The following is a 13,820-nucleotide window of genomic DNA, read 5'->3' as shown; positions in this document are numbered from 1 at the left end:
AAGTAACACGTTAACATGATTCGACAAAAAAAATAATAACAAAGGGATGTTATGAAATTTGCATTTTTTTCAGCTGCTTTATTATCAAGTAGTATTGCTGTAGCTGCAGTACCAGTGAATGGATGGTATTCCAGCGTATTTGGTGGATATACCCACATAGCAGGGAATGTATCAAAACACCAACTGGGATTTCTATTTGATGACGTCGCTTATGAAAATGGTTTTAATGCCGGGGTACGTTTAGGTTATCAAAGTAACCCCATCCGTTATGAATTGGAGTACACCTACTTACGGGCTAATACCAAAGACTTTGATGTTGACTTCATTGATCAAACTGGAGTATCAGGTAACACGAATGCCAATGTGGGTATGGCGAATATTTATTATGATTTTGCTGATGTTATCCTACCGACAATCTCTCCTTTCCTAGGAGTAGGTATTGGATATGCATATATTCAGACTTCTTTGAATAGTACGGGTCCTTTTGGAGCAGCCTCTTTTGGTGTTACAGAAGGTGCCTTTGCATATCAGGGAACTGCTGGGCTAACTTTTAATTTTAATGAAAACTGGGCATTAAATGCTGCCTATCGTTATTTAGCAACAGCCAGTAACGACGATTTTGGACGGACCTTACAAGTTCAGATGGGGAACGCTGGTATCGTTTATCGCTTTGATCAATGTAATTATAAATAATTGTATCTTGAGTCCAAATCTTAAGTTGGGTATCGTCAAGCCCGAGCGCAGCGCCCTTTCAATTCACCTTAAGTTTTCCGAGACTTATAATATCTACGTCCCGCGGCTTGTCCGCGGGATCTAGAGATGGAGACAGCCTTAATCCTTATTTTAATACTGAAGTGTTTTTTTAGGATTCAGAATTTGCGGTTCTTGCCATAACGTCATGAACAAAACCATAACCAACGGTCCTACAAATAAACCAAGCAAACCTAAAGTTTCTACCCCGCCCAAAATGCCAAATAATACAGCTAAAAAAGGCAACTCAATTGCGCCACCAATCAAAACAGGTTTAACAAAGTGATCTGCAACAAACATTACAAGTGTTCCCCAAACCAAAACTACAATTGCGCCAATCATACTACCAAAAGAAAACAGAACCATTGCTACCGTAATAAAAACTATAGGAACAACAAAGGGGATCATTGCTGCCAGTGCGGTGATAAATCCGACTAAAGTAGGTGCTGGGAAACCAACCAAGCCATAACAAATTCCCATTAAGATACCTACCCCAAGCCCAACTACTATAGTTCCATTAACTGTAGCCCTCAATGCTCTGGGTAACCTATCTGCGTAACGAAACCATCTTTTTCCGAGGCAATATTCTCCTACTTGGTAAATTTGTGATAATAGTTGATCGCCATCACGATAAAAGAAAAACAAACTTAATAGCGTGAAGCCTACTTGGACACTTCGATGAGCTAAACTTGCCCCTATTTGTTTCACATAATAGCTTGTTGGGGTGAGCGATAAATGTACATTAGATAATAAACTTTTAATCATTCCTGGCTTACCAATATGCTCATCCCAATAAGCAACTAAATCATTCCCCAAAAATGGAAAGTCTCTTAAAAATACAGGGGCAGCACCACCTTGATTATTTATATCTTGCAGGAAATTAATAAATATCTGTAATTCCTTAATTAACAGGCCCAATAACCAGCTCAATGGAAGTAAAAACAACAAACCAATCAAGGTTGTAAACAGTAACGCTGCTAAATTATTTTTATTGCTAAAAAACCTACGCCATTTTTCATACCAAGGGTAGGTAGCAATAACGATTATGGAGGCCCATATTAATGAAGGAATAAAACGATGAATAATAAATAAACTAAGAACTACAATCCCAACAGTTAAGCCCATACTAATGAGCTCTTTATGGTTTTCATTCATTATGCAAAACTCCATGCTAAAAGTTGCATCAATAACCAGGCAGGCACTGCGGCCAATACATCATCAAGCATAATTCCGAAACCACCACGTACTTTTTGATCGATGTAATCAATAGGTTGTGGTTTCCAAATATCAAAAATTCGAAACAAAACAAAACCACAGATCATCCATTTTACTCCGTGGGGTGCCATAAACATAGTTAACAAATAGCCTACAACTTCATCCCAAACAATCCCTTTATAATCATGCACACCCAAATCTTGAGAAACTTTCTCACAGACCCATACGCCCAATAGAAAAGCAAGGAGGGTAAATAAAAGGTATACCACCCAATTCGAACCCATAAGCAGTAAATACACGGGTATAGCAGCTAATGTGCCCCAAGTACCTGGAGCAGTCGGCATTAAACCACTGCCAAACCCGAAGGCAATAAAATAAATAGGATCCTGAAAAACACTTTTTGCTAAATTTATTGGTTTCATTTCTTCTTCTCTTACTTAGCTAATCTTGGAAGGTTGGATCAAAATGCATTAATTTACAATAGTCACTCCCCTCGGTTCTATTCGTACCTCTAGGCTAAAAATGTGAGTATCCTTTGGGGATTAGCTCATGATATTGATGGTTCACATCTTTCATTCTTAAACCAGGTCGTTCCTCAACAATTCCAATGGGGTAACACTGCAAATTAGCGCTTTTAAAATCATTCATCAAGGAGTCTAAATGATATTCTGGTATGGTAAAACATAACTCATAGTCATCACCACCAGTCAAAGCCAACTCAACTGCATTCTCAGACCAATATTTATCAAGCAAGGGGTGTACTGGAATTGCTTCTTTATTGAGGCAAGCACCAACACCACTCGCAACACAGATATGGCTTAAATCCGCACTAAGTCCATCTGAAATATCTATTGCTGCAGTTGCATAACCTCGTAAAAATTCAATTAAATCCACTCGAGGTTTTGGGTGTACTAATTTGCCCATTAATTCAGCTTTATCTTGCTCAGATATGTGCTGATTTTCAAGAAGTTTTACTGCTAAAGCGGCACCACCCAATTCACCTGAAACCACGATTATGTCCCCAGGTTTTGCCCCTTTTCGTGATATCGCTTTTCCATTGGGCGCAGTCCCAAAAACAGTAAGCGTTATCGATAAAGGACCTTGTGTGGTATCACCGCCTATTAAACTCATATCAAATTGGTTTAGCGAATCGTTTAGTCCTTGCGTAAATAAAGTTAACCATTGCTGATTGAATTCTGGTAAAGTTAGAGCAAGAGTAATCCAACAAGGTTTTGCCGCCATAGCGGCCATATCGCTCACATTAACCATAACTGCTCGGAATGCGACATCATAGGCATTCCATTGAGGGAGAAAATGCACTCCTGACACCAGAGTATCCGTACTCACCAGTAAATTCATTTCCTGGGAAACCTGCACACAGGCAGCATCATCACCAATACCTAATAATACATCTTCACGTTCACAATCTAGTGGTTTAAAAAAATGATTAATAAGTGAGAATTCATCCATAGTTATGACTGATTTCGACTGAACGTACTTGTTGTGCCAAGCTATTTAATACACCATTGACATAACGATGCCCATCTTGAGAACCAAATTCTTTAGTCAATGATATTGATTCATCAAGGACGACTTTGTATGGAATTTCAGGACAATGTAATAATTCAAAAGAACCAATACGTAATACAGTCAACTCAATAGGATTTAAACCGGTAATTTCTCTATCAAGAAAAGGAGTAATACTTGCTTCCAAGGTTTCAACATGAGTTGGAACGCCATGTAAAATACGGCAAAAGTACTCTACGTCTACTTTATCCATGTTGTTAACAATTCGAAATTGTGCTTCGATTTCATTTAAATCACTTCCAGACATTAACCATTGATAAAGAGCCTGAAGTGCTAATTTTCTGGCTTTTCTTTTACCGCTAATTGACTGCTTTTCCACCTTAACCTCATGAATTCTTTGTAAACATCTATAAAACCCCTCTTTAATTTAATTAAGAGGGGGCATAAAAAAGCCAATACTAAGGTATTAAAAATTTACCTATTGGGGGGCCTAGTGGCCGAATAAGTAAATTTTCCTAGCTACCCTAGTCTTTATTCATCTGATCTATTGTTTGTCTGAAGTCACTTACGTCTTTAAAGCGTTTATAAACAGACGCAAACCGCACGTAAGCTACATGATCCAAACTATATAATTCCTTCATGACCAATTCACCTATGATCTGGGAGTCAATCTCTCGTTCTCCTCGACGGCGAATTTCCTGGGTAATCGCAATAATCGATGCCTCTAAAGCATCAACACTCACAGGCCTTTTTTCCAAAGCGCGCAACATGCCGGAACGTAAATTATCAATATTAAACGGCTCACGCCTACCATCACGTTTAACAATTAACGGCATGATTAATTCAGCTGTTTCAAAAGTAGTAAACCGTTCATGACAAACAAGACATTCTCGTCTTCTACGTACCTGGGCACCTTCCGCGACCAAGCGTGAGTCCACTACTTTAGTTTCTTCTGCGTGGCAAAAAGGACAAAACATAATTATCCATAAACCGGAAATTCACGACACAAAAGCAATATTTGTTCTTTAACTTTTGCTATGGTCGCTTCATTGTTAATGTCATCAAGAATATCTGCTATCCAATTAGATAAAAGCGTTATTTCTTTTTCTTTAAATCCTCTTGTTGTAACTGCTGGAGTTCCCAAACGTAAGCCGCTCGTTACAAAAGGAGAGCGAGGATCATTAGGTACTGTGTTTTTGTTCACAGTAATATTTGCTTTATCTAAAGCTGCATCAGCTTCTTTACCAGTAATATTCTTATCAATTAAATCAACTAATAATAAATGATTATCAGTGCCACCTGAAACAATTTTATAGCCGCGACTCATAAGTACTGAAGCCATTGTCTTAGCATTCAACAAAACTTGTTGTTGATAGGTTTTAAATTCAGGCAGTAAGGCCTCAGCAAAAGAAACTGCTTTGGCAGCGATCACATGCATTAATGGTCCGCCCTGGTTTCCAGGGAAAACAGAAGAATTCAATTTTTTTTCTATTTCCTCGTTTGCACGACAGAAAATCATTCCACCTCTTGGCCCTCTGAGTGTTTTATGGGTCGTGGTGGTTACAACATCTGCATAAGGTACTGGAGAGGGATAAAGACCGACAGCAATCAATCCGGCAACATGGGCAATATCTGCCATTAAGTAAGCCCCGACCTTATCTGCGATTGCTCTGAACCGTGGCCAATCAAGAACTCGTGAATAAGCAGAAAACCCTGCAATGATTAATTTAGGTTTATGCTCTAGGGCTAAACTCTCTAATACATCATAATCAATTAAACCAGTATTCGCATCTACTCCATAAGGAATCGCCTCATAAAGCTTACCAGAAAAATTAACTTTGGAACCATGAGTCAAATGACCACCATGAGGTAATGCCATACCTAGAACAACATCACCAGGAACTAATAAAGCCATCATTACTGCCGCATTAGCTTGGGATCCAGAATGAGGTTGGACATTAACATAATCTGCTGAAAAAAGTTTTTTAGCACGAGCGATTGCTAACTCTTCAGCAACATCTACGTACTCACATCCGCCATAATAACGTTTGCCGGGATAACCTTCTGCATATTTATTAGTTAACACCGAACCTTGAGCTTGCAGTACTCGAGGACTCACATAGTTTTCCGAGGCAATAAGCTCTACATGCTCTTCTTGCCGGCGTTGCTCATCAACAATAGCTTGAAATAATTCATTATCAAAATTTTCTATAGTATAGCTTCGGTCAAACATGAGTAATCCTTGGGAAAATGGTTAAGGTCTAACGATGATGTCATTACGTACCTTTCTAACACCATCCACGCTTGCAGCAATCATCCCTGCTCTTTGCTTCAATCTTGGGGTAGCAACAAAACCACTAAGTTGCACTTCATCTTTAAAGGTTTTAACTTGGACGGCTAAACCCGTACGCCCTAATTGATTCACTAATGTTGCTTTGACTTTAGTAGTGGTAGTCGAACTATCCAAAAACTCTCCAGTACTTTCACTTCCAGGAGAAGCAACACATGCTATGATAAGTATAGATAAAAGTCCTACAAACAGTATTTTAAGTGAGTTACGCATCCTCAAAACCCCTAAAGAAAAAACGTCCTAAGACTACCACAAAATTTACTTTGTTACGAATTGTGAATATAAATTGAAAATCATGCTGTATTTTTGATTTAAAAAAGTGCATTCCCTGGGCTATGACCAAGCATGCCCAGGAAAATCACACATAGATTCCATTCATAAGTACTTTTCATTATTCAGTAACTACAACCTTAGATCCAGATTCTGAAGGATGTTGTTTCACTGTCTGATTTTTTTTCTTTTCATGTCCATGAACATTGCTCTGAGTTGAGTTGTTCACAACCACTTGTTTTTGATTAGAAGTATGCTCATGAGTCTGTTGACTATGGCCATGCACCTTAGCCTGACTTGGTGCTGCATTTGTTTTTTTGTGACCTCGATGATAAGGAGAAGGATGACGGTAGTCATGTGGACGCTCATCGAAACCATAAATTTCAGCGCGAGGAGGAACAGAGTGATAATAACCTGCATCATAATATTCCGGTTCGCTCAGCTCACACGAAGTCAATAGGGGTAATAACAAAAGACAAGGGATTAAACGCTTCATGAACAACTCCTGAAATACAAATAAAAAAGGGAAGGTGCATTGCATGCAACTTCCCTATCGTCAAATAAGCTAACGCTTATTTTTAGAAATTACTTATTTCTTAGGTGTAATCTCAACTTTATCACCTTTAATACCTTTGTTCAGGTAATTAACGATACGTACGGTACTATTTACATTAGTCCAACCAGAGTAAATAGTTCCATAAGGAGATTGGATTAAAAGGTTCATGCCAGAGTGACAGTAACCATAGTAGTACAAGCTGATGTAATGAGGTGCATCATAGTAAAATATTGTGAATGGATCTAAAGGAGCACCATCATCAAAAGAACCGTATACACGAACATTATCAACACTGTTATTGATGATTTCAATTTCACAATAACCTGGATACATCATTGATTTACCAGCAGGTTTATTTTTGTCAGCTTCGGTAGCTTTAGGATGCAAATGTGCATTTGCAGCAAAAGCTTGACCTATCAAGCTAAAACAAAGAGCAAATAACAAGGACTTCAACTTCATGGTTTCTCCTTCGTTTAATAAAAGCTGCATAGTAGCAAAGTGTTGTATTTAGTCAATAGGATATTTTTATAACCATGAAATAAATAAAATTGAAACTTATAAGCACAATAAGGGTAATAATATTCATCTTTCATGTTATATTTGGCGGGTTTCAAAATTATCGTTTTTTTTAAGCATTTAGGGGAGTATTAATGAAAAAGCGAATGATCATCATGGGAGTAGCCTTACTGATTGTTTTCGGTGGGATCATTGCTTTTAACCTGATCAAAGCATTTTTGATTAAGCGTTTTTTTGCAAGCTACCAACCACCTGCTGTTTCTGTTGCCTCAGCGGTTGCCAAATCAGTTGACTGGCAGCCTAGCATTAACGCTGTGGGGAATTTCGTTGCATTTAATGGGGTTGATGTAAGCGCTCAGGCCTCAGGAAATGTGGTAAAAATTGATTTTGAATCCGGACAGTATGTTGATAAAAATGCGCCCTTAATTACTATTGATGACAGCATTGATCAAGCAGTATTAAAATTTAATCAAGCAGAATTAACTCTGAAAACACTTAGCTACAAACGTCAAGATGACTTATATAAACGAGGTGCTGCCCCTATTTCCAGTGTTGATGAAGCTAAAGCAAATCTCGATCAAGCCCAGGCAAAATTAGATCAAACTCAAGCACAGATCAATCAAAAGCATATTACTGCACCTTTTGCGGGCAAATTAGGTATACGGCAAGTAAATCTAGGCCAATTTATCAGCCCAGGGCAAACAACGATTGTTTCCTTACAATCACTTGACCCATTGTATTTAGAGTTTTATCTCCCAGAACAAATGTATAAACGTATTCGACCCAATCAAAGCATTACATTTTCTGTAGAAGGATTTCCTAATGCGCTGTTTGAGGCCAAAGTAACTGCGATTAACTCTAAAGTGGATCTAAACACACACAATATGTTAGTCCAAGGTACGCTGGCTAATTGCCCTGCAGCTGCAATTAAAGACCCTGAACATTCTCCCTTAGTTCAAACCCGAAAAGAGCCAATGGGTACTAAAAGAATTGTTACTTGTAATTCTGATTTAAACAGCAAGAATAAAGTTCATAGTTTTACCTTCGTACCTGGTATGTTTGCTTCAATTGAAATAAGTCAACCTCCTGAGCCTAATACAGTGATTGTGCCATCAACCGCAATATCTTACAGCTTATACGGTAACGCAGTGTACATTATAGAGAAAAATGCAGAGGGTAAGAAAAACCCCGACGGTTCTGATCTGCTCACCGTTAAGCGTGTTTTTGTTACCACAGGAGAACAACGCGGAAATTATACTGTAATCAAAAAAGGAATTAAGGCAGGACAATTAGTTGTAAGTGCCGGAGAAATAAAATTACAAAATGGCACGCCTGTTGTAATCAATAATGATGTCAAACTAAATGAAATTAGTAATCCGGATATGTTAGGACAATAAACTAAATTGAATCGTAGTAGCCTGGGTGCAGCGAAGCGTAACCCAGGTTAATTTTTATAGGTATCACACCTATTATAAAATTTTTTAATCAGGAACACGTTATGAAGTTTACCGATCTTTTTATCAAGCGGCCCGTACTTGCCATGGTAATTAGTTTGCTCATTCTGCTTTTTGGTATTAACTCCATCTATAAGATGCAAATTCGTCAATACCCCCGCATGGACAATACAGTAATTACCATTATGACGGGATACCCTGGTGCGGATGCCGATCTTATTGCAGGATTCATTACTTCACCTTTAGAAAAAGCCGTAGCCAGTGCGGAAGGGATTGATTACATGACCTCCTCCAGTACTCAAGGCTTAAGCACTATTACTCTAAATATTAAATTAAACTTTGATCCTCAAGTGGCTTTTACTGATGTGATGAGTAAAGTGCAACAAACACTTAACCAATTGCCCAAAGAGTCTCAACAACCAGTCATATTGAAAACATCGGATAGCTCAACAGCATTGATGTACATTAGTTTAGACAGTACAGAAATGACCCCTCAACAAATCACTGACTATGCTACCCGTGTTGTACAGCCGCAGCTGCAAACAGTAGATGGTGTAGCTAAAGCCGAGATTTTGGGTGGCGCCACCTATTCCATGCGAATTTTTCTTGATCCTATTAAAATGGCTGCACTGGGGGTTTCTCCCTCAGATGTCTCAATGGTACTTGCCAAAAATAACTTCCTCACTGCAGCAGGAAATACTAAAGGTGAATACGTTGCAATCAGCATCACTGCAAAAACAGATCTGAATGACACAACAGAATTTAGTAACCTGATTGTTAAAAGTGATAAAGGCTCCATTGTTCGTTTACGCGATGTTGGGAGAATTGAACTAGGTTCACAAGACTACGATACCTCCGTAACATTCAATGGCAAAAAAGCAGTATTTATATCCATTACGCCGACTCCTACTGCAAATCCTCTAACCGTCATCAGTGATGTAAGAAAAATACTTCCTTCGGTTATTAGAGAGTTTCCGCCATCCTTAACAGGCACAATAGTTTATGATGCGACAGCATTTATTAGAGCATCTCTGGATGAAGTAACGCATACCATTATTGAAGCAGGCCTAATTGTTATTGTAGTGATTTTTCTATTCCTAGGCTCCATTCGTTCAGTACTCATACCTGTTGTAACCATTCCACTTTCATTAGTTGGTGTATGCACCTTGATGCTTATTCTAGGGTACAGTATCAACTTACTTACATTACTCGCCTTTGTTCTAGCCATTGGTTTGGTAGTCGATGATGCCATTGTTGTCGTAGAAAACGTCCATCGACATATCGAGGAAGGAAAAACTCCTTTTGACGCTGCATTGATTGGGGCCCGAGAAATAGCCACTCCAGTCATTGCAATGACGATTACCTTGGCGGCGGTATACGCACCTATTGGATTTATGGGGGGATTAACAGGCGCCTTGTTCAAAGAGTTCGCTTTTACTTTAGCCAGTGCAGTAATCATTTCCGGAGTTATTGCATTAACTCTTTCTCCTATGATGTGCTCAAGGGTATTATCTAAAGATATTAGTAGTGGCAAGCTTGTTCATTTTCTTGATACTTTTTTCAATAAACTCAAAGTAAGATATCAAAAAGCATTACATAGTTTGCTGAACACTCGGGTAATTATGTTGTTTTTTGCAGCCGTTGTTATACTGATGCTGCCTTATCTCTATACTCATACTTCAGCTGAAACAGCCCCCGATGAGGACCAGGGCTTCTTTTTTGTGATGGCGATGATTCCTCAATATGCGACACTTAATTATATTGAATCATTCACCAAGCCATTTGATGACATTTATAAAAGTTTCCCGGAAACAGAAAATTATTTTACTGTAAACAACAGCAGTCAAACCATTTCAGGAATGGTATTAAAACCATGGAATCAACGCAGTAAAAGTCAGTTTGCTTTAAAACAACCCTTGCAAGATAAATTGTCACAAGTTGCTGGGTTAAATGCTTTTGCAATTGTCCCCCCTCCCCTTCCAGGTGGCGGAGGTGGTACGCCAGTTCAATTCGTCATCAAAACCACAAATGACTTTCAAAGCTTACTTGATGTTTCCAATAAACTGACCGAAAAAGCCCAAAAAAGTGGTTTATTTATTTACGTCGATAATTCACTCAAATTCAATAAGCCGCAAATTGTATTGGATATTAATCGCTCCAAAGCTTCAGAAATGGGATTAGATATGCAAGCGGTAGGAAGCAGCTTAACCAGTGCTTTATCCGGTGGTTATGTAAATTATTTTAACTTAGAAGGACGCAGTTACCAGGTAATACCCCAATTAAACCGCTCCTATCGCATGACTCCTGAGCAATTAGGGCAAATATATGTGAAAACAATTAACGGCACCATGGTCCCTCTTTCAACGGTAGTCACCGCCAAAGAAAGAACTGCACCTAACGCAGCATCACATTTTCAACAAATGAATTCTGCGACCATTCAAGCAGTCATGATGCCTGGAAAAACCTTAGGCGAAGGTCTCGCATTCTTACAAGATGCAGCCAATGATACTTTACCTAAAGGCTTTTCTTTTGATTATGGTGGTGAGTCAAGGCAATTTATCCAAGAAGGGAGCGCCCTGCTCTTTGCATTCGTTTTTGCAATCATCATTATCTTTTTGGTACTTTCAGCTCAATATGAAAGTTTCCGCGATCCGCTAATCGTTTTAATCAGCGTACCCATGTCAATCTGCGGTGCTTTAATTCCTTTGAATTTGGGTTTGGCAAGCATCAATATTTATACCCAGGTCGGTTTGATTACCCTAATTGGCTTAATTTCAAAACATGGAATTTTAATCGTCGATTTCGCCAACCATTTACAACGTGAAAAAAACCTGGACAGACGAGCTGCTGTAGAAGAAGCTGCAGGAATTAGATTAAGACCCATTCTCATGACGACTGCGGCCATGGTATTTGGGGTATTACCTCTTTTGATTGCCAGTGGAGCAGGTGCAGTGAGTCGTTTTGATATAGGATTAGTTATTGCCACGGGCTTGTTAATTGGAACAGGATTCACTTTATTTGTGGTTCCTACCTTGTATACCTACATTGCAGAAGACCATCGCTTAAAAAAAGCCGAACCTCAGTTTGATGAAGCAAAAATTCCTGATGTTCAAGTGCCTACTAAAAATCATTAAAAGTAAGAGCTGGGGGAAGCTTAGCCAAACCCAGCATACTTTAAACCAGCATCAGCATAGCAACTAAATATTAAAGCTATCACTATTTGTCTACCTTTAATCCTTATACCTTTTGTAAACAATTCTAAATTTCTTATACTTCATGTAAGGGAGAATTATTATAAAGGGTAAAATCGTGACGCCTTTTAAACGAATGAACTTAAATTTAATATTGCATCTAGATGCTTTATTAACCGAAAAAAGTGTCAGTGCTGCTGCTTCTAAAGCATTCGTCAGTCAACCCGCAATGAGTTCTTCTTTGAAGCAACTTAGAGAATTATTTAAGGATCCGCTGCTCATTCCTGGTAAAGGGGGATATTTTCTTTCTCCAAAAGCAAAAGAATTGCAACCTCAATTAGAACAAGTAATGTTTGATTTAGGAAATATCTTGCAACCTAGCGAACGATTCGATCCCCTTCATTCAAAGAGATCATTTAAGATTGCTTTACCTGATTATGTTGAATTAATCTTATTGCCGTCCTTAATTTCAGCCCTTGAAAAACTACCCCATATTGTTATTGACACCACTATTGAATCTATGGCGGATAATCCTCTTCTGTTTATTGATGATAACGTCGATGTAGCAATAGGGGCTATTAATGAAAACTCATTTCCTTCGGTGCTTAAAGCAGAAAAATTATATGAGGAAGAAATTATTTGTTTTGCGAGCCAAAATAATCCACTCATACACAAGCCATTATCTTTAAAAAATTATTTAACCTGTAAACATATTGCCTTTAGTTTTAATCCAGAAAGATACAGTCATTCAGCAGAATATCTACATAAACGGAAAAAAATACGCAATGATATACTCTTCGTAAAAAATATTTTGCCTGCAATTTTTGCAGTAGCAAATTCCGACACAGTGATTTCCACGGCTCCAAGTTTTTTAATTAATATTTTTTCAGAACAGTTTCGATTAAAAATGCAGCCACTGCCATTCAATTTAGAACCCACCCCTATTTACCTTGTAATGCACAGTAAGAGTCAATATGACGAAGGAGTTCATTGGTTATCCCACTTAATTAGTTCGAGCATTAAAAATTTGAATAAGTGGTAAAAGACTTGCATCCTTTAAATAAAAGACTTTCAAATTTTATCCATTACTGGAATGCACTTTTAGGGCTTCTCCATAAGAAATTTGTATACCTCTTATATAAACAAGCAATTTTTAATAATTACTCAAAGCCACTGTCATGAACATAATGGTTGCTTATTAGCCACATATTCATATCATGATTTGAGTTTATAGAAGTGAAATTTTCAACGCATGAAAAAAGAATGTGTCATGCACAAGCGAAGCTAATCCCACAGACTCTCTGGGAAAAGTTTTTTATAAATGAGCTTCCCGACTATTTAATTCCACTGATGCAAGAAAAGGACAATGATTTATTTCAAATATTAACTGATGATCTAGAAGTAGTTTCATTCTCGAAAAAGAAAAAAATATGTATCTGGCTAGGAATTGCACTCAGTCATCCCGAGCTCAATTCAGAATCCCTTCACAATATAGGAGATATATTGGGGATGTCAGATAAATTGATGTTTGATGCGGCAGTTTATTGGGGGAATAAGAATTATTTTAAAGATTTAATAACAAAATATTCTACAAGTGCATTGCACGCTATGATTGCTGCGAATCATTACAACGTTTTTATTGAGTCTGCGGAGCATGGCCACTTACATATCCTCCAATACCTCGAAGAACAAGATCCTGAAAAACTACCAGAGATGATTACGTCTCAGGACTATTTGGCTTTTAGACTTGCTGCTGCAAACGATCATTTATCGGTCCTCCTCTTCTTAGCTGAAAAAAACTCTGAACAATTGCAAGAGATGATCACAGCTGAAAATTACTATGCTTTTATAGAAGCTACAAAAAATGGTTATTTATCTGTCATCCAATTTTTAGCTTCCTTACATCAAGAATAAATTGGCCCTCAATCAGGACAAAGAGTACGAACGGGCACATCTTCTTAAATTCGGCCACCTTCAGCTTGAAGAACTCC

Annotated in this window: 14 protein-coding genes; 5 read left to right on the top strand and 9 right to left on the bottom strand. The window is 38.1% G+C overall.

The genetic code is table 11. The features are described 5' to 3' along the window. Positions 1-51: 51 nt before the first annotated feature. Positions 52-693: an outer membrane protein gene (locus tag ACWTEW_RS04575; RefSeq protein WP_454780582.1), complete on the top strand. Its 642-nt coding sequence runs from the start codon at positions 52-54 to the stop codon at positions 691-693. Between the two features lie 150 nt (positions 694-843). Here the strand turns inward: ACWTEW_RS04575 and ACWTEW_RS04570 are convergent, their stop codons facing one another. The 9 genes from ACWTEW_RS04570 to ACWTEW_RS04530 form a co-directional block, all read right to left on the bottom strand. Continuing rightward, positions 844-1,905 (bottom strand): AI-2E family transporter, encoded by a 1,062-nt coding sequence (locus ACWTEW_RS04570; protein ID WP_454780581.1) that lies wholly within the window; start codon positions 1,903-1,905, stop codon positions 844-846. Further along, positions 1,905-2,387 carry a phosphatidylglycerophosphatase A family protein gene (locus ACWTEW_RS04565; RefSeq protein ID WP_454780580.1) on the bottom strand — a complete coding sequence of 161 codons (483 nt, stop codon included), beginning with the start codon at positions 2,385-2,387 and terminating at the stop codon, positions 1,905-1,907. The genes ACWTEW_RS04570 and ACWTEW_RS04565 overlap by 1 nt, the downstream gene beginning before the upstream one ends. Positions 2,388-2,481: 94 nt before the next feature. Continuing rightward, entirely contained in the window at positions 2,482-3,435 is a 954-nt protein-coding gene (thiL, locus tag ACWTEW_RS04560) for a thiamine-phosphate kinase (protein WP_454780579.1), read from the bottom strand. Next, positions 3,428-3,871 (bottom strand): transcription antitermination factor NusB, encoded by a 444-nt coding sequence (gene nusB / locus ACWTEW_RS04555; RefSeq protein ID WP_454780578.1) that lies wholly within the window; start codon positions 3,869-3,871, stop codon positions 3,428-3,430. The genes thiL and nusB overlap by 8 nt, the downstream gene beginning before the upstream one ends. A gap of 145 nt (positions 3,872-4,016) precedes the next feature. After that, on the bottom strand, positions 4,017-4,469 hold the full coding sequence (nrdR, locus tag ACWTEW_RS04550; RefSeq protein WP_058468406.1) for a transcriptional regulator NrdR: 453 nt from the start codon (positions 4,467-4,469) through the stop codon (positions 4,017-4,019). 2 nt (positions 4,470-4,471) lie between these two features. Beyond that, positions 4,472-5,725 (bottom strand): serine hydroxymethyltransferase, encoded by a 1,254-nt coding sequence (glyA, locus tag ACWTEW_RS04545; protein WP_454780577.1) that lies wholly within the window; start codon positions 5,723-5,725, stop codon positions 4,472-4,474. A 21-nt stretch (positions 5,726-5,746) separates the two neighbouring features. Continuing rightward, positions 5,747-6,055 (bottom strand): BON domain-containing protein, encoded by a 309-nt coding sequence (locus ACWTEW_RS04540; RefSeq protein ID WP_454780576.1) that lies wholly within the window; start codon positions 6,053-6,055, stop codon positions 5,747-5,749. Positions 6,056-6,233: 178 nt separating this feature from the next. Next, positions 6,234-6,608, bottom strand: a complete 375-nt coding sequence (locus ACWTEW_RS04535; RefSeq protein ID WP_454780575.1) for a hypothetical protein — start codon at positions 6,606-6,608, stop codon at positions 6,234-6,236. A 93-nt stretch (positions 6,609-6,701) separates the two neighbouring features. Next, the gene (locus ACWTEW_RS04530; protein ID WP_454780574.1) at positions 6,702-7,127 is read right to left on the bottom strand and encodes a hypothetical protein; all 426 of its coding nucleotides are present in this window, start codon (positions 7,125-7,127) and stop codon (positions 6,702-6,704) included. A 191-nt stretch (positions 7,128-7,318) separates the two neighbouring features. On the opposite strand from ACWTEW_RS04530, the gene ACWTEW_RS04525 reads away from it, so the two are divergent. From ACWTEW_RS04525 to ACWTEW_RS04510, 4 genes are all read left to right on the top strand, one after another. Further along, entirely contained in the window at positions 7,319-8,581 is a 1,263-nt protein-coding gene (locus ACWTEW_RS04525) for an efflux RND transporter periplasmic adaptor subunit (RefSeq protein ID WP_454780573.1), read from the top strand. A 101-nt stretch (positions 8,582-8,682) separates the two neighbouring features. Continuing rightward, positions 8,683-11,772, top strand: coding sequence for an efflux RND transporter permease subunit (locus ACWTEW_RS04520; RefSeq protein WP_454780572.1), 3,090 nt, complete (start codon positions 8,683-8,685; stop codon positions 11,770-11,772). A gap of 172 nt (positions 11,773-11,944) precedes the next feature. Further along, positions 11,945-12,871: a LysR family transcriptional regulator LelA gene (lelA, locus tag ACWTEW_RS04515; protein ID WP_454780730.1), complete on the top strand. Its 927-nt coding sequence runs from the start codon at positions 11,945-11,947 to the stop codon at positions 12,869-12,871. 194 nt (positions 12,872-13,065) lie between these two features. Then, positions 13,066-13,743, top strand: a complete 678-nt coding sequence (locus ACWTEW_RS04510; RefSeq protein ID WP_454780571.1) for a hypothetical protein — start codon at positions 13,066-13,068, stop codon at positions 13,741-13,743. Positions 13,744-13,820: the final 77 nt, after the last annotated feature.

It is taken from the genome of Legionella stuttgartensis (genome assembly GCF_977063405.2).
The sequence above is the reverse complement of the archived record's forward strand: the minus strand, read 5'-3'. Positions and strand labels throughout refer to the sequence as shown.